This is a genomic window from Butyrivibrio sp. AE3004 (assembly GCF_000703165.1).
Classification (GTDB): Bacteria; Bacillota; Clostridia; order Lachnospirales; family Lachnospiraceae; genus Butyrivibrio.
In genome coordinates this window covers 245,247-266,557 of sequence record NZ_JNLQ01000003.1, presented here as the reverse complement: position 1 = coordinate 266,557, position 21,311 = coordinate 245,247, and the positions used below count along the sequence as shown (strand labels likewise).

Annotated in this window: 13 protein-coding genes; 3 read left to right on the top strand and 10 right to left on the bottom strand. The window is 39.0% G+C overall.

The annotated features are described in order from the left end of the window. From BV60_RS0119945 to BV60_RS0119935, 3 genes are read right to left on the bottom strand one after another with little or no spacing between them, the layout of a single operon-like run. Window positions 1-939 carry a carbohydrate ABC transporter permease gene (locus BV60_RS0119945; RefSeq protein ID WP_029324595.1) on the bottom strand — a complete coding sequence of 313 codons (939 nt, stop codon included), beginning with the start codon at window positions 937-939 and terminating at the stop codon, window positions 1-3. A 45-nt stretch (window positions 940-984) separates the two neighbouring features. Continuing rightward, complete coding sequence (locus BV60_RS0119940; protein ID WP_029324594.1) at window positions 985-3,930, bottom strand: extracellular solute-binding protein; 2,946 nt, start codon at window positions 3,928-3,930, stop codon at window positions 985-987. An 18-nt stretch (window positions 3,931-3,948) separates the two neighbouring features. Continuing rightward, complete coding sequence (locus BV60_RS0119935) at window positions 3,949-5,457, bottom strand: endo-1,4-beta-xylanase (protein WP_197029623.1); 1,509 nt, start codon at window positions 5,455-5,457, stop codon at window positions 3,949-3,951. Between the two features lie 477 nt (window positions 5,458-5,934). On the opposite strand from BV60_RS0119935, the gene BV60_RS0119930 reads away from it, so the two are divergent. Further along, window positions 5,935-6,915: a helix-turn-helix domain-containing protein gene (locus BV60_RS0119930; RefSeq protein WP_051656930.1), complete on the top strand. Its 981-nt coding sequence runs from the start codon at window positions 5,935-5,937 to the stop codon at window positions 6,913-6,915. Window positions 6,916-7,071: 156 nt separating this feature from the next. Here the strand turns inward: BV60_RS0119930 and BV60_RS0119925 are convergent, their stop codons facing one another. Beyond that, a complete protein-coding gene (locus BV60_RS0119925; protein ID WP_242841035.1) occupies window positions 7,072-8,643 on the bottom strand; it encodes a glycoside hydrolase family 43 protein in 1,572 nt (523 codons plus the stop codon). Continuing rightward, window positions 8,640-10,112, bottom strand: coding sequence for a glycoside hydrolase family 43 protein (locus BV60_RS0119920; RefSeq protein ID WP_081846824.1), 1,473 nt, complete (start codon window positions 10,110-10,112; stop codon window positions 8,640-8,642). Before BV60_RS0119920 ends, BV60_RS0119925 begins: the two co-directional genes overlap by 4 nt. Before the next feature lie 247 nt (window positions 10,113-10,359). On the opposite strand from BV60_RS0119920, the gene BV60_RS24285 reads away from it, so the two are divergent. Then, entirely contained in the window at window positions 10,360-13,128 is a 2,769-nt protein-coding gene (locus BV60_RS24285; RefSeq protein ID WP_330376362.1) for a carboxylesterase family protein, read from the top strand. Window positions 13,129-13,241: 113 nt separating this feature from the next. Here the strand turns inward: BV60_RS24285 and BV60_RS0119910 are convergent, their stop codons facing one another. From BV60_RS0119910 to BV60_RS0119895, 4 genes are all read right to left on the bottom strand, one after another. Continuing rightward, complete coding sequence (locus BV60_RS0119910) at window positions 13,242-14,117, bottom strand: carbohydrate ABC transporter permease (protein WP_029324583.1); 876 nt, start codon at window positions 14,115-14,117, stop codon at window positions 13,242-13,244. A gap of 55 nt (window positions 14,118-14,172) precedes the next feature. Next, window positions 14,173-15,081: a carbohydrate ABC transporter permease gene (locus BV60_RS0119905; protein ID WP_029324582.1), complete on the bottom strand. Its 909-nt coding sequence runs from the start codon at window positions 15,079-15,081 to the stop codon at window positions 14,173-14,175. 164 nt (window positions 15,082-15,245) lie between these two features. Continuing rightward, entirely contained in the window at window positions 15,246-16,700 is a 1,455-nt protein-coding gene (locus BV60_RS0119900; RefSeq protein WP_029324580.1) for an ABC transporter substrate-binding protein, read from the bottom strand. 84 nt (window positions 16,701-16,784) lie between these two features. Beyond that, window positions 16,785-17,813, bottom strand: a complete 1,029-nt coding sequence (locus BV60_RS0119895; RefSeq protein ID WP_029324578.1) for a LacI family DNA-binding transcriptional regulator — start codon at window positions 17,811-17,813, stop codon at window positions 16,785-16,787. A gap of 316 nt (window positions 17,814-18,129) precedes the next feature. Between BV60_RS0119895 and BV60_RS0119885 the strand changes: the two genes are divergently transcribed. Further along, a complete protein-coding gene (locus BV60_RS0119885; protein ID WP_029324575.1) occupies window positions 18,130-20,562 on the top strand; it encodes a GH36-type glycosyl hydrolase domain-containing protein in 2,433 nt (810 codons plus the stop codon). Between the two features lie 65 nt (window positions 20,563-20,627). Here the strand turns inward: BV60_RS0119885 and BV60_RS0119880 are convergent, their stop codons facing one another. After that, window positions 20,628-21,296 carry a hypothetical protein gene (locus BV60_RS0119880; protein WP_029324573.1) on the bottom strand — a complete coding sequence of 223 codons (669 nt, stop codon included), beginning with the start codon at window positions 21,294-21,296 and terminating at the stop codon, window positions 20,628-20,630. Window positions 21,297-21,311: the final 15 nt, after the last annotated feature.

Below are 21,311 nucleotides of genomic sequence, written 5' to 3'. Positions count from 1 at the left end.
TCAGGTTCCCACTCTCCTTAAGAAGCTTTGAATTGCTTTATTGCATAAAATCATCATCAGGAACAGTATGGTTGCAATTGCACATGCATATCCCATTTCAAATCTCATTGAACCGTAGTCAATAAGGTGTGCTACGATTGTTCTTGCTGCGTAGTCTGTACTCGGAAATCCACAAAGCTGCATTGTAACATCTGCTACGTTGAAAGCCTGTGTGATTGCCATTACCGCACCAAACATCAGCATAGGCTTCATGTTCGGAAGTGTTATGAACCAAAGTTCCTGCCAACGGTTTTTGATACCATCCATGTAACCGGCTTCGAACTGTGACTTATCTACACCCTGAAGGCCTGCTACAAATGAAAGGAATCCACTACCAAGACTCATCCAGAGTATAACCAGCATACAAATCGGTAACATGTACTGAGGGTTAACCAACCATAATATTGGCTTATCAATAATTCCAAGGTTAATCAAAAATGCATTTACATAACCATAAGCATCTCCTCTAAAGAACACGGAGAAGATAACGAAACAGTTTCCCGCGATTGACGGTGCGTAAAACACCATAACTGCTATACTACGTACCCATCTTGGCAATTCGTTAATCAGCCAGGCAAAAAGGAAGGACATTATATAACCAAGGGGTCCGGTAATCACTGCAATCAGTAATGTGTTTTTCACACCGATTAGGAAGATGTCGTCCTGCAGAATCAGGCTGATGTAATTCTGCAGACCGATGAATCGCGGTGCTTCCAATACGTTATAATATGTAAAACTAAAATATATGGATGCCAAAACCGGAAAAACATAAAACATGGTGAACAAAATCGCATATGGTGCAAGAAAGAGATAGCACATTTTTCGATTTTTCGCCTTTTTATACGCCACCTTTGCGTTATGCTTACGCAAGGTGAAATACTTTTGAAGATACTCTTTCATTCTTTCTCTCCTAAAACTGTCGGATTATTGTGCTCATGCCAGATATTACTCAATTGGCATTCCGAACTCTTTCCTCTTCTTCTCAATCTCTTCATCAATCATGATTGAGTAGTCAATGATGGTCTCTCGTGAATCAACTTTTTCGTTAATAACTTTACGTATTGCGTTGGAAATATGACGTCCGGTAAAGTATCCGCCGGGAACCTCTCTTATTCCAACTGTCTGATCCCACTGATCATCAAGTACTTCAATATCCTCTGCACTCCAAGATAAATTTTTGAATGCATCTCTGTTAGCTGTAGCATATCTTGCGGATGAACCGAGAAGTGCTTCAATTTCTCTACCAAATCTAACCTGTGTATCCGCATTTGCCCACCACTTCATGAATTCCCATGAATCCTTTCGAAGTGATTCATCTTCAGTTCTGATCATCATAGTAGCGTTACCTGTGATGAAATCCGAACGATCAATTGTTCCATCAGCCTGCTTTGTTCCGGGTATGAGAGTGAAATCCCATAGACCTCTGATTTCAGGCGCTGATACCATCAATGTGTTATAAGTTGAATAAGGTGCTACACCAATTGGCATTTCTCCTGAACGGAATCTGCTTACGAAATCATATATTGTAGGTATTCCGTAGTCATTGAAATATCTTACATATTCATCAAATGCCTTAACACCGGCTTCTGTATTAACGGTTGTCTTTGTTCCTGCTTCGTTGTACATATCCCCGCCATACTGATAAAGCAGTGAGAAATACATTGAAAGATCAGGCATATTTGACATGATTGCTGTTGAAGCTGTTGCAGCTCCGCTACTTCCTGCTGCAGTAGGTATACCAACAGAAAGGTTGTTACCCTGAATTGTAGGAAGCATTTCTATAAGTTCCTTCCACGTCTGCGGAGGCTCAAGTCCAAGTTCTTCAAGAACGTCTTTTCTATAGAACATTACATTGAAGGTCTGTGTCTCAGGAATTCCGTATACATGTCCATCAAGTCCATACTGTTCATAGGAACTCTTTGAATAATGTGAAAGAACTTCTTCCCAATCATCAAACTGTGTTATGTCTTCAGCTGCACCACGTAGTGCATAGTTTACAGGCTGATCTGCGCCCACGGAAAGAACTACATTAGGTCCTCTTCCTGCAAGTACTGCATTAAGAAGTGCATCCGGAGCAACGATTTCAACGTTAACCTTTACTCCACTCTCAGGTGTAAATGTATCATCAACCATTGATTTAAGGATTGTACCCTGATCACGTCCTGTAAGTACCCATACCTTAACTACATTACCTGAACCGTTTGCATCGTATACATCACCGACTGCATTGTAGTCTACAAAGAATGATGCAATGAATGATTTGATTTCATGCCAGCTCTTTGTAGCAAAGTTTGCTTTATCTTTCTTAGGCTGTACACCGGTTCCTGATACAACAAGATAATCAATATCAAGTTTTGTATCACTCATATTAAGAGATGCTGTACCAAGAGCAGTAATATTATCCTTAAAGGTTGTAAACTCTGTTGTGATTTTCTGAGGTTTTGCACAGAATCTTTCAAGCTGCTGCGCAACTGTCTGTGCTGAAGCAATCTGGTCCGCTTTCTGACCACTATATGCAACCATATCGTCAACTATCTTATAAAGTCTCTTAGACTCAAGATCCATAGCTTCCATTATTTCAGGATATGTTTTTTCAATATGATAGTCTCTGTACTGGTCAGGAGTAGCGCCTGTATAAACAAGGATTCTTCTATATATCTGATTAAGTCTGTAGGTTGAATCCTCAAGCTCTTCAAGAATTTCACCGATTCCTCCGAGCGTTGCTTCCAATCTTATTGTGTGGCTTCCTTTAGTAAGATAAATGTTATAAGGAGTTCCATTATCGTCTGCCAGTTCAAGACAATCCCAATCATTTCCAAACGGGAATGATACTTCTTCAAGCTCCTTAAAAGGTACTTCGCCATCAATCAATACTTTTCTGTTAGAAACAGAACCTCTGGAATAGTTCTGGCGACCTTTGATCATAATATTGTAAAGGCCATCCTCAGGTACTTCTATATCCCATTCAATCCACTGACCTGAACTTCTCCAGCTGTCACCACCTACATAGTTCAGAACTGTTGTCGTAACACTATTTGGAACCGTGGTCGGTGATGATCTGTCATATTTTGCATATAACGAAGATTCTGATCTGATTGTTGAATCCTCACCCTGTATTGTCTGTATGAAAGACTTTGCTGCGTCACCGCCATCTTTTCCTGAAAACTCAGCAGCATATTCCTTATATATCTTTTCGTTTTCAATCGCTTTTATTTCTAATGAAGAAATAAGCATCGGTTCATTTTCAGCTTCAAGAGTAAGTTCATTCTCGCCCTGTTCGAAGTAGAATTGATAAGGTTCTGTTATAAATCCCATATCATCTCTGAAATAAGCACTTTGCCAATCAAAAACTTCTACCTGCGAAGGTCTTATTTCATTTCCCTGATTATCAACCTTTACCTCTCCGCCGTTTGTCCAGATTCTTGTAAATGTAATATTTCTTGCATCCTCAAAAGGGGCTTGTCCGTTTATCAGAACTGATCTCTCAGCAGGAACGCCTCTTGACTCCGGAAGAAAATAATTTACGTAAAGATTATATAACCCAGCTTTCGGAACATTGACTTTCCAAGTCACTTTTGAACTTGTTCCTGTATAGAGCGCCTTGTCCACATCGCCTTCAGGATTGTTCTCTTCATGAACATCTCCTTCGCTCTGGTTATCATACAAGTCAACCTCTATTGACTGACTCGGTTTTTCATCTGCTGCATGCTCGTTCAGGTAATTTGTATAGGTTCCGGTTCGTTCCATACCCTGAACATCTGCTGTCAGATCTGTTCCTTCATATTTATAATGGAAATCATCAACATCTCGTAGTGATAATAGCACGCACAACAGTGCAACAACTGCTACAACTCCGGCTACTATTAATATTGTCTTGGAAGTCTTTTTCATCTCATCCCCCAAATTATTTTATTCCGCATCTTTTTCTGCAAAAACCCAGAAACACGGTTTGGGCTCATATTTACTATCAAAGAGCAATGGGCATTGCGCCAGCCCTGATTTGTTACCGCCTCCAACATTGGAGCGGAACTGAAGCCATGAATATTTATCTATCGTTCCCCAGAACGTCATTCCGGTAACCTTTGCCGTTCCGGAGCTCTGTGCTGATTTAAGTGCATAATACAAAAGGTTATATTGTTTTCTTTCCCTTTCATACTCTGCCTCAACAGATTCAGGATCAGAGCTGTCATATTGATCACTTGCTGCCAAATCCCATTCTGTTATTTGAATGTTTCCAACAACCTCGCCGTAAGCCTTGATTGCATTTTCAAACTCTGTTGTTGAAGGGCCGCTCACACTATAATGCCCCTGCATACCCATCGCGGTAAGTCTTGTCCCCTCTCCGGGAGCCCCTTCCGCAGCTTTAACCGCTTTGAGAAGTTCTATGATTCCGCCCCTCTTTTTGGCATCGCATTCATTGTAGTCATTGTAATAAAGCTCCAAGCTCTCAGGCGCATATTTATTTGCGTATTTGAAGGCATTTATAATGAAGCTTTCATCCTGATACACATGCCACCAACTTGAGTTCCCTCCGTGGGTATCTTGCAGAAGATCTTCATCCGGTCGTTCCGTATCCGTTCTGTATGTACCTGTTGAATCAGATATTGCTTCATTCACAACATCCCAGCCATAAAAAAGATCCTTGTACTTACTATCTTCTCCTACAAAATGCTCAAGAACCGATTTGATGTACCATTCCTGCCTCTTATCCATTTCCTCAGCCGTTACATACGACTTGGTTTTGTCATAATCCTTATGGAAAAACCATTCCGGCGTTTGTGAATGCCACAAAAGCACATGCCCTCTTACCTGAAGAGTTTGATCCGGATGTGTTTCATTCCACTTTAGGATTTTATCAAGAATTTTTTCAGGGTTTTTAAAATTCAAAACCGGAACAGTCAGAAGCTCACCATTCAGCTCAACCTCTTCCGTTCCCGGACACTTTCCATTGCTATATCCAAAAAGCGAATCCGGTTTTAACTCATTCCCAAGCGTGACACAATTAAAGTGCTTTGTAACTATATCCCAAACGCCAAGGTCCCACGGCTCTTGTCCTGTAATTGCGCACCCAAACCTGCAACCCATTGTCTTTTCTACGCTATCCTTTAGTGCAGGTACCTCTTGTTCCTCATTCTCAACGGTATCTTCAGTTGTTTGCGTTACATCACTTGCTTCTTCTGAATCAGTTTCTTCTATATTATTAGAAGTATCTTCTTCATTGCTTTCAGCATTACTATCTGAGTCATCAGATGTTGCGTTTATTTCCTCTTCAATCTTTGTCTCAGCATTTTTTCCGGAAGTAGCTTGTCCGCAACCTGTGCCAATCAAAGCCGTTGTAGCCAATATAATTGCCGTTCTTAACCTTCGGCGTTTGACCAGATCATATTTCTTCATGAAATATTCCTTTCTACTTCTCAAAACTTGCGAAAGCACTCTAAAGCTTTGCTGCTACTAAATCATAGACTTTTATGACTATTTGCGCTTATCACATTTTGCTTTTCCATGTGCGCTTATTGCTCTATACTATCCAAATTGAGCTGGTCATATTTGTGCATTTTAGACAAACGAGTAATTATAGCAAAAACTTTTATTTATAATTATTTAATAGAAGATACACATTTCATTTATAATCGCAAAATATGAGAGTGAGCTCTATTCAAAATTATCTTCTTTTTTATTGCTAATTGCTTATCAATTATTGCGTTTATAGAAACAAATTTATTGCACTTTTATTGTATCAATTTCACAAACTTGCTTATTTACTGGATTTTCTGTTTGCTACTGCAAGCAATATATGATAAATTCATAAATCATAAGGTTGCTTTTAGCAATTATTGCAAATAAAATGCAAATATTTGTTTAACAAATATTGTTTAAGGAACTGTTGAGGATAGTATGAAGAATAAAAAAGATAATCTTAATCTTGATTTTTATCAACAAAATACCGACTTTAGAAACAGAGTAATGGTAGCAGAAAAGGAAAACAGCATTTTCCCGAAAGATGCATCCGTTAGAATCTGGTACAATGTGCAAACAAGCGATTACCTTCCTCATTGGCATGATGCAATGGAAGTTATTATTCCCATAGAGAACTATTATGATGTAGAAATCGATAACGAACCGCATCACATCATGCCAGGTGAAATACTGATGATTTCACCCAGAAAAATGCACCAGTTACACGCTCCCGAAAGCGGAGCCAGATTTATATGTCTTTTCAACGTAGATTTCTTCTCACAAGTTAAGGATTATACAGGTATGCTTTTTGTCAAGAACAGCTGTATTCACATAACTCCAGAAACCTACGCTCCGGTATACAGTGAAATCTACGATTTATTTACACAGATTTGGAATGAATATTTCCAAAATACAGAATTTTACGAATTTGCTATTTACGCAAATCTTTTGCAGGCCTTTACGCTTCTGACAAGATGTCAACTTAATCAGATACATCTGTTTACAGAAAGTAGTCCAAACAAGCGAAGAGATTACTTCACAAGACTTAATGGTGTCCTGGAGTACATCGACGATCATTACACAGAAGATTTAACACTTGATGAAGTTGCGGATTTTAGTGGTTTTTCAAAATTCCATTTCACAAGATTGTTTAAAGAATATATGAACAGCACATTCTACGATTACCTTATAGGGCGACGTATTAAGGCATCTGAAATACTCCTTTCGCAGAACGATCTGTCAATAACTGACGTTGCTTTACAAGCCGGCTTTTCAAGCATTTCAACTTTTAATCGTACATTCAAAGCAAAAAAAGGATGTACTCCCGGCGAATACCGCTCTTTATTCAGAAAAAGCAAGGATGGATCAAGCGATACTTCATCTTCTATAGAAGATGAAGTTGCTACAAGAATTATATAAAAACAGCTTTTAGCAGTATAACAACCCTCTAAAGCTCTGCTAAAATAAAAAACTCTCAAAGTCTGCAAATTCTTTGAGAGTTTTTTCGCATAACTTCTTAAACACAAAAATGAAAATACTTTTAATAAGCCAAATAATTAATAAACGAGGTGTACATCAGTACACCTCGTATTTAAATTCGGAAAAAGCAGCAGTTCCACCCGCTTTTTTTGTGCTAAACATGAATAGTGCAAATCTACACCCCATAAAGTGAGCCAATGTAAACTGTAAGCTTTTAGAAAAAGGCAATGGTTTATACTCTTTTTCAGAGATTTTTTTCCAAAACACCGTTGCATTTCCAACAGGCGCAAATGTATTAGCATCTATTCTAAAGGAAAATGCCTTGTCTTTTCCCAATGATTGCCTGCATTTTTCAACTTCTTCACCATTTTCTTTCGAGATAAGTAATAGTATACTCTCTTCCCCAGCCTTTTCTATAGCCAGATAACAGTATTCCTCGCATAGAATGCCAAGTCCGGCTCTGTCACCATCCTTTAGCCCCTCAACATTTAAAATAACACTTGCTCTGCTACGTGGCAACGTCATCCTCTGTGTTAATGTATTGATAGCCTTATCAAATTTTTCGCAAATTCTATCTGTCGAAAGAAGCAATTCCCGCTTTTTCGTGTCTTGTTTAACAAGCGAAATTTCAGGCTGATGATTCCACTGCCAAAAGCTTTTCATACCAAAGCTGTCAAACTCTTCATTTTCGGTCACTCTATTGTCCGCGTTGTTTGATTTTTTTCCTTTTTCGCTAAAATCATCATCTCCCGATAATGCCATATATCCATGATCAGGTCTTGTATTACATATTTCTATTTCAGAAGGAAGTTTACCGTTTTCCTCTATGTATGGTGTAGAGCCTTTCCACCTAAGAGGTAGTAAAAATGGTGTCCTTCCTACACCACCACGATCCTGAAACAGCATTGTAAACCAGTGCCCGTCCGGTGTATCAACGATTCCGCCCTGTGCAACACCTTGTCCGAAATATCCCATATCATCGCAAAACAACTCGCCGCCGCGAAATTCTCCTTCTATAGATGACGCCACAAAATAATTCTGTGTTCTCATCCATCTGGTCGGAAGAGAATGAATCAGAAAGATATAATATTTATCATTTATCTTATAGAAATGGCATCCTTCGTAAGAAAGATAATTGTTATTTTCTTCCCTAACCAGTACTCTCTGGAGCCCACCTTTTTTTGGTCCTTTTAGGTCTTTGTCAAGTTCAACTAATTTTATCTCTCTATTACCAAAAGCAATAAAAACCCGATCACCATCAAAAAGTAAGCTTGCATCGTGATAAAAGCCTTCGATATATTGTTTCTTCCATGGTCCTTTAATATTTTCAGCCTTATACAGATATGTTTTTTTTGTATCATTTGCGCAAAAGCACAGATAATAGCATCCGTTATGGTGTCTCAGGCAAGGTGCCCACATACCTTTTCCATAGATATTCTCACCATTCTTCAAGCATTGGCCATCAGTATCATCCAATCTGTCATATACATATGACGCATGCTCCCAATGAAGAAGATCATAAGAACGGAGTATTTCGCATCCCGGAAAAAAATGCATAGTGGTTGTTGCAAGATAGTATGTATCTCCCACCCGGATAATATCCGGATCCGGATAATCCATAGGAATTACCGGATTAATTGTCCCCAAAGAAACTTTTTCCTTCATCATTTTAAAAATCTCCATGAAATCACTTCATAATCTGAACCAGCAAAAGTGAAATACAAATCATGTACGCCTTCAGGTACATATTCCAGCGCAATAAATATATCCTCATCTTCGTTTCCGCTAGCTTCAACCGGAACATATGCTATGGCCTGCCCATCATATCCGTCAATGCTTACTCTTATAGCACCTTCGCCGGAACTTTTAATTTTCATGCAGATTTCGAAAGGCTTTTCATCCCCAAAATCAACACCCTCTACGCTGAGCCAGCTGCCATCCTTTATAACACTGACTATCATATCTCCCGATCCGCTTAATACAGCATCATCCCCATACTGTACAGTATTAATACCGGCTGAATTAGACATTGTAACAGCTTTTACTTCATCATATGGATTCAAATATGAAAGCTGCTTAACACCCTCTCTGGTTCCCTTTGAAACGGAAGGTCCTCCATCTTTAATATCCAGAATATCAATATTTGTACTTCTATAGCCGCCATTCATACCCATTGCTTCTTCAAGAATTCTTGAATGATATGTGATATACCATTGGTTCTTGAACTCAAACATACAATGATGATTGTTTCCTCCAAGGCCAAAGAAAAATTCAGGATTTTTGAGCACCGGTCTATATGGTTTAAAAGGTCCCATTGGAGAATCAGAAACAAGTGTTACAATCTCTCCTTGCTCAAAACCATGCTTTTCTTCATCCTCCCTTGTCATACTGAAATTCGAGCAGTATGAATAATAATACTTATCATTTATTTTATTTATTCCTGAATCTTCGAATAAAAATGCCACATTCTCAATCGGCTGTGGATCGCCATCAAGACTTATCATATCATTCGCAAGCTTTACCACTCTGGCTGTTCCAGGATTAGATGCTTTATCCGGACTAGGAACACCACCTCCTACATATAAATATGCGCTACCGTCATCATCCATAAGAACGGCCGGATCAAAGAGCCATGTAACTTCGGCACAATTCGGTGTTTTTCTTGAAATAAGTGGTCCATTTATAGGATCTATGAAGGGCCCAACAGGGCTATCTGCTGAAAGAACAGCTATACCGTTCCCATTATTAGCAAAGTAGAGGAAGAATCTGTCTTTCCCATCAATTTTTTTATAAGTTGCTGCTGGAGCCCAGGAATTAGCTCCCCATTTTGCAGCACCGCTTTCTGATGCAGCATATACGGTACCATGATCAGTCCAGTTAACAAGATCCTGAGATGAAACGACATTTATTTTATTTATATTCCCATATGTGTTTTCCTTAAGCTTCCCGTTTTCATCGTACATAGGATCATCACCTGTCATATACAGATATACTCTGCCATCATATACAAGCGCATATGGATCTGCCCCAAATCTCTGGGTCATTACAGGATTGTGATTACCCTGCATTTTGAATGCCTCACAAGGCTTAATTCTCTCAAATATCTCTTCCATTGTATGTGTTTCTATAACTTGCATTATTACCTCCCGAATCTTGCGAAAATATGCTAAACCCAATAATCATCCCAATCTAATGTAATTCTATTGTTCATACCAGTGCTTTTCCACAAACTAATTGCTCACTTTTTCGCACAAATTGCGCTGTACATAGCAATCTTTAGAAGCGAAATAGCAAGATTCGCATAGACCGCAGAAAAGATTACTCGTTAAAATCAGAATATGATTATACTTTTTAGAAACTATTTTTCATGGAGGAAAAGAAGATATGCTTAGACAAACGAAAGTTGAAAACGGAGCTCTAAGAGGGCTTCCGGGTTCAGATCCAAGGATTACTGTTTTCAAAGGCATTCCCTTTGCTGCCCCACCTATAGGTGAAAACAGATGGCGTGCCCCCAAGCCATGCCAAAATTGGGATGGCATTTTGGATGCTTTTGAATATGCTCCTATTTCCATGCAAGATACTCCCGGTCTTGGTACCGATATATACTGCAGAGAATGGCACGTTGATCCAGAAATCGCAATGAATGAAGATTGTCTTTATTTAAATGTATGGACTCCCGCAAAAAGTACAGACGAAAAACTACCTGTACTCGTTTGGTATTTTGGTGGAGGATTTCAATGGGGTTATACTGCAGAAATGGAGTTTGATGGTGAAAAACTTGCAAGACGTGGGGTTATAGTTGTAAGTGTAAACTATCGCCTTAATCTATTCGGTTTCCTTGCTCATCCTGAAATCACAAAAGAGGCTCCCGATGCCCCCGGTAATTTTGGTCTGCTTGATCAAAAAGCAGGACTTGAATGGGTATACAGAAATATAGCCTCATTTGGTGGAAATCCGGAAAGAATTACAATAGCCGGACAATCTGCCGGTGGTGGCAGTACAATGCACCAGCTTGCTTGTGCGGATAATTTTGACAAAATAAAAGGCGCCGTTGTATTTAGCGGAATGATGCACAACCCAAAGATAACTGATGATATTTTTAAACCGCTTGACCTTAAATCTGCAGAAGAGAAAGGCGAAGAATTCTTTAGTTTCATCGGTGTCAAAACACTTGATGAAGCAAGAAAAATAGATGCAGAAGTTTTAAAAGCAAAATATGGGGAATATGCAGCATCGCATCCCAGAATGTTTCCCATTAAGGATGGTGTCTTCTGTAAAGAAGAGCCTGCTATTTTGTTTATGGAAGGAAAAAATGCTCCTGTTCCTGTCATTTCCGGTAACACAACTGATGAATTTCAAATTAATGGTGAAAGTAGCGTAGAAATGTCAGTAAAAACTGTTTTTCTTGATGCCGAAAAAAATGGAAGAAATCAGAATCACTTCTATTATAGATTTGATCCTGACATTCCCGGTGAAGATACCCCCGGAACATTCCATTCTGTAGATCTTTGGTTCTTCTTCGAATCACTCGGAAAATGCTGGAGACCTATGAAAGGTCGACATTTCGAGCTTGCCAGACAGATGTGTGACATGTTTGCGAACTTTATTAAAACCGGTGATCCTAACGGAAAAGGCTGGGATGGTGAAAATCTGCCTGTTTGGGAGCCTTATACTAATACAAATCGTGCAGAAATGGTATTTGATGGCCGAGGCGCTATTCCGCAAAAAGAAGGCGGCGTAAGACTTGGTATTACCGGTAAAAAGCAGGCATTAAACCCCTATTTGCCTTCATGGGAATATATTCCCGATGGTGAACCTTACGTATTCGGTGACAGAGTTTATGTTTATGGATCACATGATCTGTATAATAGTGAAACTTTCTGCCTCGGAGATTATGTATGCTGGTCCGCACCTATTGATAATCTTGGCGACTGGCATTATGAAGGTGTTATATATCCAAAAACTTCAGATCCACTCAACAAAGATGGCAACATGTGCCTATATGCACCGGATGTTACAGTTGGCCCTGATGGAAGATATTACTTATATTATGTATTGGATAAAGTATCGGTGGTTTCAGTCGCAGTATGTGATTCACCTGCCGGAAAATTCGAATTTCTTGGGTATGTTCAATATCCGGACGGAACAAAACTGGGCGAAAAAGAAGGTGATGAACCTCAGTTTGATCCAGGAGTCCTCACTGAAAATGGAAAGACCTATCTGTTTACAGGTTTTTGTGGACAAGGCGACAAAAGCAGACATGGTGCAATGTTAACTGTAATCGGTTCAGATATGCTAACTATAGAAAAAGCACCTGTATTCATTGCTCCCGGAAGCTGCTACAGCAAGGGATCTGAATATGAAGGACACGCTTTTTTTGAAGCTCCTTCAATAAGAAAGAAAGATGATATATATTACTTTATCTACTCATCAGAAGTAATGCATGAACTTTGTTATGCAACCTCTAATTCACCGGAGGGTCCCTTTAAATATGGCGGTGTAGTCGTAAGTAATTGCGATTTACACATTGATTCCTATAAAAAAGCTGATATGGCAATGGCATCAGGCGCAAATAACCACGGAAGTATAGTACAAATATGTGATTCCTGGTATGTTTTTTATCATAGACATACAAATAACACTTGGTATTGCAGACAGGGCTGTGCAGAAAAAATCAACTTTAAATCTGATGGAAGCATTATTCAACCTGAAATAACCTCATGTGGATTAAATAACGGCCCTCTTTCTGATAAAGGCGAATATCCTTCATATATTGTATGTAATCTGTTCACTGATGAGCACTCAGTATATGTCGGTTCTGAGGGGCCAAGAGTCGTGCAGGATGGAGGCGACGGTGATCCGAATATCGGATATATCAGACAATTATGCAATAACTCCTCTGCAGGGTTTAAATATTTTGATATGCAGAACGTATCAGGAATCAAAATACTTACCAGAGGTTATTTCAATGGCAAGGTTCAGGTAAAAACAGCATGGGATGGTGAAATACTAGGAGAAATAAGCATTAGCAATCAGAATATTTGGACTGCCGGAATATGTAATTTTTCTCCCATATCGGGTGTAAATGCTCTTTATCTGACATTTAAAGGAAGCGGTAGCTGCTCACTTAAGAGCTTTGAATTACTGCATTAAACCTGCATAAAAATATTAAATAATTAAAAAAAGCCATAGCATTGGGGAATGCCATGGCTTTTTTCATTACTACGCTTATTAAAAAAGAGTAAGTATTTGTTTTTAGTTATACATCAACCCTTTACACCGCCGAGTGTAACACCGCCAACGATGTATCTTGAAAGAAGCAGATATACAATAATAACTGGGAAAATTGAAAAAGCTATCATTACATAAACCTGTCCCATATCAAACTTCAGCCAGTCTGCTGCACGAAGCTGTGCTATAAGAATAGGCAAAGTTTTTTTGGTATCTGTATGAAGCACCAATGCAGGTGTGAAGTAATTATTCCAGCTACCTACAAAACTAAAAATTGCCTGTACAGCAATAGCAGGTTTCATAAGCGGAACAACAATCTGATTAAATGTTCTAAATTCACCTGAACCATCAATTCTGGCAGCTTCAATAAGTGAAAGCGGAAGTGTTGAATCCATGTACTGCTTCATGTAGAAGAAAACAGCAGGTGATGCTATAGCAGGAATTGTAAGAGGCGTAAAGGAATCATCCAATCCCATCTTATCAATTAACTGCAAAAATCCAAGTGCAGTAACCTGTGCAGGAATCATCATTATCATAAGGATAAAAGTGAACATAACTTTCTTCAGCTTAAAATCATATGCATGAATAGCATAAGCTGTCATAGTTGAAAAGTATGTTGCAAGTGCTGCAGTAACAACTGCTACGAAAAGAGAGTTAAAAATACCATTAAAAAGTGGTAAGGTACCATTTTTAAGGTTAATCCAGTTCTCAAAAAAGTGTGAGCTTGGAATTGCTGTAAAACCTGCACTAAGTTCCTGATGTGATCTCGTTGAATTAATAAAGAGGACATAGAACCAGAACAAGCAAAGGAAAGATACCAGAATCAGTATCACATATGCAATTATTCTTCTGGCTGTAATAGAAACTCCATTCTCTTTCTGTCCAGCCATTAAGCTTGTATTTGCTGCCATAAAATTATCCTTTCTATACTACTGTGTAACAGACTTTTAAATTATTTAGTCAATCTTATTTCTTTTCCGGAGATGCGGTAAATTTGAATACGATAAGACTGAGTATACCTGTTATGATAAACATAAATACTGAAAGTGCACCGGCAAGACCATAGTTCTTACTAAACAGATGCTTGTTCAGATACATAATAAGTGTCATGGATGAACGAACCGGATCTCCTGTTCCGTTTGTCAAAATCTGAGGAACATCGAACATCTGTAAGCCACCAATGAGTGATGTAATCATAACAAAGATAAGAATAGGCTTAAGCAGCGGTAAAGTTATTTTATAGAAAATCTGAGTAGCCGTAGCTCCATCAACCTGAGCAGCCTCAAAAAGCGAAGGATCAATTCCCATCATTCCGGCCATCAGAAGAATAGTCGTATTACCAAACCACATAACACAGTTCATGAACGCTACGAGTGAACGAACAGACCATACATGTGACATAAACTGATATGCTTCTTTAAAAATTCCTAACTGGATAAGAAGCGAATTTATCGGTCCACTGTTAGCAAACAATGTAAAGAACAACATTGAAAATGCAGAAGCCATTATAAGATTTGGCATATAAATTACTGTCTTGAAGAATCCCTGAGCTTTAAGCTTAAGTGAAGGATCCGTGAACCATGCGCCAAGAAGCAGAGATAAAACTATCTGCGGAACAAAGCCCATAACCCACATAATCATTGTATTCTTAAAATATGTTGGCAAATCGCCATTAGTAATGATTGTTATGTAATTCTTTAGTCCTACAAAATTAGGTCCAATCTGTGTAAGACCTGAACGATAATTTTCAAAAAATGAATTATAAACTGTAGACACCAACGGTATCATCTGGAAAACAAGATAAACAACAACAAAAGGAATAAGGAATATATATCCCCACTTGTTGTAGCTTACTACTTTACTCTTTTTTTTCATAAGCATCCCCTTTTCATTCTCATCCCAAATATTTAAATGGGAACTATCGGATATGTCTGGTTAAAAATATTCAATATGTAGGGCGCAATGGAAAAATCCATGCGCCCTTATAATCCCCTCGTAATCTATCAAATAGACTTGTGTCTATTTTTAATTACAATAAATTACTCTGCTGTAACTTCAGGATACTTCTCAACTACAGCCTTCTTGAACATATCCATTGCTTCGTCAAGAGTAGCATTACCTTCGAAGTAGTTCTTAGCTGCCTTCTGGAATTCTTCGTTGCAGCCCTGATCGTATGCAGAAAGATTTGAAAGGTCAACCTTCTCAGCACCTTCAGCAAGCTGTGCGTAAGGGTTCTGTCCGCCAAGAAGAGTAAGGTTACCTGAGTCATCAGAAGCAAGCTCTGCAAGAACTGCCTTGCTGTTTACACAATCAGCATCCTTCTGTGCGATTTCCTTAAGAACGTCCTTATCTGTTGTCATTGTAAGAATGATATCCTTAACAAGACCTGCATTATCTGTACCTGTAGCAGCGCAGATCCATGTGCCGCCCCAGAAATAAGACTGAGGTCCTACACAGTAGCCCCAACCACCCTGGTTAGCAATTGTGCCATCCTGGTCAGCATCAAGGCAGAAATTAAAGAACCAAGCGGGTCCAAAGTAGCAGAAGATCTTTCCATCGGGTGTCTTACCCTTTGCCCAGTCATCGCCCCAAAGGTCGTATGTGTTCTCAGCCTTAGCATCAACAAGTTCCTTAGAATCATTTACCCAGTTCATAAGGTTGTCATCGATAACAAGCTTGCCATCCTGAACCCACTTACCGGATACGTTGTTTGAATATGTACGATATGTGTCGTTTACAGAACACATTGTGTAGCCAGCTTCCTCAGCCTTCTTAGCTGTCTCAACATACTTATCCCAATCAGCTACTGCAGCCTGAACTTCATCAGGATCATCTGTTCCAAGAACTTCCTTAGCAGCTTCACGGTTATAAATAAGACCAGCTGAGCATGCCTGCCATGAAGATCCCTTAAGCTTTCCGTTGCTATCTGTTACGATTGACTGTGTGTATGTATACTGATCTGATAAGTCAGCATCTGTGATACCAAGATCTGCCATAGGCATTGTGTAATCTGTATCTACATATTTAAGAGCATAGTCAGCCTCAACAAGGAAAAGATCGATCTTGTCATCATCAGCTGCATCAGCCTGCTTAAGCAATGTCTCGTCAAGGTTGTTCTGATATGCATTGTCTGTTGAAGGAGTAATGTTCCATACTACATCAACATCACCAATCTTACCGTGAGTAGCATCAACCTCTTCATATCCCTTATAGTGATCTGTAAGTCTTGACTTAAACTCTTCGTTCCAAGCATAGATATTAAGGACTTTACCCTCATCTGCTGCAACTTCAGTAGTTTCCTCTGTTGCATCTTCAGCAGCCTCTTCTGTAGAAGCTTCCTCTGTTGTCTCTTCAGCAGCAGCCTCTTCTGTAGAAGCTGATTCCTCTGCTGCAGGAGCCTCTGTAGCAGGAGCTGAGCTATTGCTACCGCAACCAGCGATCATACCTGCAACCATTGTTGTAGAAAGTAATACACCAAGTAACTTTCTTTTCATGAAATTATACCTCCCTTTTTCATTACAAATGAAATGTTTTGTTATCTATTTAAAACAGCTGATGCTGTCTTAAACCATATTCTCTCAGTTAAGATTTTTAACTGTTTCTCCTTCATTAAGATGACCCGGAACGATCACCTGCTCACTGAAGGTAGTTCTTGGATTCTCTATTGAATCTATGAGCTTTTCAGCAGCTTTTCTTCCTAATAAATCTGTATCCTGAATTATTGTGGTAAGCTGCGGACTATATTTCATTGCTATATCAATGCCATCATATCCTGCTATCGAAATATCATCCGGTACTTTTAGGCCATTCTGCTTTATCGCATTTATTCCTCCAAAAGTAGCAAAATCATCCGGATATAATATGCAGGTAGGTCTGTCTTTTAACATCAAAAGCTTCTCTGTCGCTCTCTGTGCACCTTCAGTATCGCGGTACTCAACTTCCATTATGTATTCATCAGGGATCTCTAAATTCAGATCCATAGCTGTTTTATAGAAGCTTTTAAGACGACTTTGTGTAACTGCTGAATCTGTACCATGTATATAGGCAATTTTTCTATGCCCCATACTATATATATATGTAAGAAGATCTTTCATACCCATAACATTGTCCGAAATAATTGCGGATCTGTCATTGAATACGTGGTCAATCGTAACAACTGGTATGTTACCTCTGACGAGCTCTTCAACCTCTGGCTTATAGAAATCGACACAAGCTATTGCCACTCCGTCAAAATTTCTGTATCTTGCATGAGCCAGATATGACATATATCCTGCAGAACTTCTGTTATTACTTATAAAGGTAAGATCATAACCTTTTTCCTCTATTGTTTTTTTAAAACTCTCGATAACCCTTGCAAAGTAATTATGTGTCAAACCACTCTGGGAATCATCCATAAACAGAAGCCCTATATTATATGTACGATTCGTTTTTAAAGCTTTGGCTGCAGCATTCGGAAAATATCCCATTGCCTCAGCAGTTTCACGGACATAATCCTTTGTCTCCTGTCCTATATCTGCCTGATCATTCAAAGCTTTTGATACTGTTGCGACAGACACTTTGCACGCAGCTGCAATATCCTTTAATGAAACTCTTTTACGTGCTGCCATCTATCCCCCTTAAATCTCTCAAACGTTTTCGTAACTTGAATATACATCACATTTTCCACCAAATCAATACGCTTTTGTAAATTTGTTGTGCACTTTGTATCTTTTTGTGATTTTTTGACAAATTTTGACATCCAAAATGTATTATTTTTCCTAATAAACTTTACAAATCCGCGTAATCTCTTAATTTTTTCGAAAAAAAATCTCGCAAGGCGCATTATCACTATATTTTAATTTCTCTTGAAATATGGGAACTTACGCTATATAATCAAAAACAGCAACATGCTTAATCGTTTAAGAATATTTAGGAGGAATATCGATGAAATACGGATTTTTCGACGATCAAAACCGCGAATACGTAATCACCACACCAAAGACTCCTCTGCCTTGGATAAACTACCTTGGCAATAAGGATTTCTTTTCACTAATATCAAACACCTGCGGAGGCTATTCTTTTTATAAGGATGCAAAGCTTCTTAGACTTACAAGGTATCGTTATAATAACGTTCCTTATGATAATAACGGTAAATATTTCTATATTAAAGATGGTGAAATCGTTTGGAATCCCGGTTGGCAGCCTGTAAAGACTGAACTGGATTCTTATGAATGCCGCCATGGTATCGGATACAGTAAGTTTTCATCTGAGAAAAATTCAGTTAAAGCTTCTGTACTTACATTTGTACCAATGAGCGATACATGCGAAATTTCCCATGTTGAAATTACAAATAACAGCACGGAAGAAAAAAAGATTCAGCTCTTTTCTTATGTAGAATGGTGTCTTTGGAATGCCGATGATGATATGAAGAATTTCCAGCGTAACCTCAGCACCGGTGAAGTTGAAATCGTAGATTCCACGATTTTCCATAAAACAGAGTATCGTGAAAGAAGAAATCACTACGCTGTATATTCGGTTAATACTAAGGTTGATGCAATTGATACAAGCCGTGATGCATTCCTCGGCTTATACAACGGTCCTGACCATCCGGATTCTGTATTTGCCGGACAGCTCACAAATTCTGTAGCAAGTGGCTGGTCACCCATTGCAGCTCATCAGATTAACATAACACTTGCTCCGGGTGAGACAAAAACATTTAACTTTGTTCTCGGTTATGTTGAGAACCCTGAAGAAGAAAAGTGGGAATCTCACGGTATTATTAATAAGAAGCGTGCAAATGAACTGCTTGCAAAATATCAGTCAGATGCAGATGTTGAGAAGGCTCTTGCAGAACTTAACAGCTATTGGGATAATCTCCTTTCAATCTATCATATAAAGTCCGGAAATGAGAAAGTTGACCGTATGGTTAACATTTGGAACCAGTATCAGTGCATGGTTACATTTAATATGTCACGATCCGCTTCATATTACGAATCCGGCATCGGCCGTGGTATGGGCTTTAGAGATTCCTGCCAGGATCTTCTTGGTTTTGTACATCTCATTCCCGATAGAGCAAGAGAGCGTATCATTGATATTGCTTCCACTCAGTTCCAGGATGGTAGCGCATATCACCAGTACCAGCCTCTTACAAAGAAAGGTAATTCCGACATTGGTTCCGGATTTAATGATGATCCGTTGTGGCTGATTGCAGGTACAAGCGCATATATCAGAGAAACAGGAGATATGTCCATTCTTGATGAGTCTGTTCCTTTTGATAATGACATGAGCGTAGCTACTCCTCTTATGAATCACTTAAAGAGAAGTTTTGACTACATAGTAAACCATAAAGGTCCTCATGATCTGCCTCTAATCGGACGTGCAGACTGGAATGACTGCCTTAACCTTAACTGTTTCTCAGCTCATCCCGGTGAATCCTTCCAGACCTTTGGTCCCAGTGAAGGTCCCGTTGCTGAATCAGTATTCATTGCCGGTATGTTCGTAAAATATGGCGAAGAATATGCTCAGTTATGCGAACTTAAGGGTGATAACAAAGAAGCTGAAAGAGCACGCGCTGAGGTTAAAAAGATGTATGACGCTGTATGCACTGCTGGATGGGACGGAGAATGGTTCGTTCGTGCATACGATGCATATTCCAATAAAGTTGGATCTCATGAATGTAAAGAAGGTCAGATTTATATTGAACCTCAAGGCTTCTGTGTACTTGCAGGTATTGGTGTTAAGGAAGGACTTGCTGAAAAAGCCCTTAAAAGTGTCAAAGAGCGTCTTGATACAAAATACGGTGTAATGATTCTTCAGCCCGCATATACAGAATATCACCTTGAACTTGGCGAAGTAAGCTCCTATCCTCCGGGATATAAGGAGAATGCAGGTATCTTCTGCCATAATAATCCTTGGGTATCTATCGCAGAAACTGTTCTTGGACATGGTGACAGAGCATTCGAGATATATAAAAAGACATGTCCTGCTTATGTAGAAGATATCAGCGATATCCACTGCACAGAGCCTTATGTTTACTCACAGATGGTTGCAGGAAAAGATGCCAAGTTCCATGGACAGGGCAAAAACAGCTGGTTGACAGGTACAGCTGCATGGACATTTGTAAACATTTCACAGTATATTCTCGGAATTTATCCGACACATAAGGGATTATCAGTTGATCCTTGCGTTCCTGCTGACTTTGGTGATTTTGAACTTACAAGAAAGTACAGAGGCGCTACATACAATATTAGTGTTAAGACAAATGGTGCTGAAAAGGGTATTAAGAAGCTTATCGTAAATGGTACTGAGATAGAAGGAACAGTAATACCTCATGATCCTTCAGTAAAAGAGTACAATGTAGAAGCTATTATGGGCTAATTTCTAACTTTTTCATTCCTATAAAAGCCCCCGTAGATCAATATCTGCGGGGGCTTTGTTATATATCATACGTTATTTCTTGCTTTCAAAATGAATGCCTTTATTGTCTCCATCATACTTCTGAGCTGATATTTGATTAAAAATGCAGCATCGTTATACTCCACATACTCATATTTCAGCTTTTCCAAAATAGGATAGACATATTCCTGTGTTTCTTCAACATATTCAATCATTTTATCAGTAGAAAATGCTAATGCCATAAGACTGACATTATTGCATCTGTCCAAAGCTTTCACAAGCGCAGCCGTGCTATTTGATGCAATTCCCTGATAATATTTATCTTTTTCTTCTTTGGAGTTACTAAAGCCAACTGGCTTAGTCAATAGCTTAACCGCTTCATTTACATTCACCGAAAATGGAAGATCTTCAGGTTTTACATCACAGTCCTCACATACATCATGCAAAAGTATGGTTGCAAGGACTTCGTCTTTCTTTATTCCCATGGCATGTGCATGACATGCCATCATTAAAGGGTGAATTATATATGGAATATGCTCCTGCGTAAAAGGACTTTTTTTTCGCGTCTGTCCGGAGTGCTTTTCTCTGGCATAATACAATGCATGATATGTTTCAGACAGATTCTCTTCAATAGCATATCCAAGCATCCTTGTAAACATATGATCCTCAGAGAATATCTTATCTTTCAATAGCCATGTAGGTTTCTCTGTATCCATATCGCTCTCCCTGAT

Coding starts and splice junctions, on each gene's coding strand:
- BV60_RS0119905 (WP_029324582.1), bottom strand. CDS start 15,081: ATGAAAAAAAAGAGTAAAGTAGTAAGCTACAACAAGTGGGGATATATA.
- BV60_RS24285 (WP_330376362.1), top strand. CDS start 10,360: ATGCTTAGACAAACGAAAGTTGAAAACGGAGCTCTAAGAGGGCTTCCG.
- BV60_RS0119885 (WP_029324575.1), top strand. CDS start 18,130: ATGAAATACGGATTTTTCGACGATCAAAACCGCGAATACGTAATCACC.
- BV60_RS0119910 (WP_029324583.1), bottom strand. CDS start 14,117: ATGGCAGCAAATACAAGCTTAATGGCTGGACAGAAAGAGAATGGAGTT.
- BV60_RS0119930 (WP_051656930.1), top strand. CDS start 5,935: ATGAAGAATAAAAAAGATAATCTTAATCTTGATTTTTATCAACAAAAT.
- BV60_RS0119895 (WP_029324578.1), bottom strand. CDS start 17,813: ATGGCAGCACGTAAAAGAGTTTCATTAAAGGATATTGCAGCTGCGTGC.
- BV60_RS0119945 (WP_029324595.1), bottom strand. CDS start 939: ATGAAAGAGTATCTTCAAAAGTATTTCACCTTGCGTAAGCATAACGCA.
- BV60_RS0119925 (WP_242841035.1), bottom strand. CDS start 8,643: ATGATGAAGGAAAAAGTTTCTTTGGGGACAATTAATCCGGTAATTCCT.
- BV60_RS0119900 (WP_029324580.1), bottom strand. CDS start 16,700: ATGAAAAGAAAGTTACTTGGTGTATTACTTTCTACAACAATGGTTGCA.
- BV60_RS0119880 (WP_029324573.1), bottom strand. CDS start 21,296: ATGGATACAGAGAAACCTACATGGCTATTGAAAGATAAGATATTCTCT.
- BV60_RS0119920 (WP_081846824.1), bottom strand. CDS start 10,112: ATGCAAGTTATAGAAACACATACAATGGAAGAGATATTTGAGAGAATT.
- BV60_RS0119940 (WP_029324594.1), bottom strand. CDS start 3,930: ATGAAAAAGACTTCCAAGACAATATTAATAGTAGCCGGAGTTGTAGCA.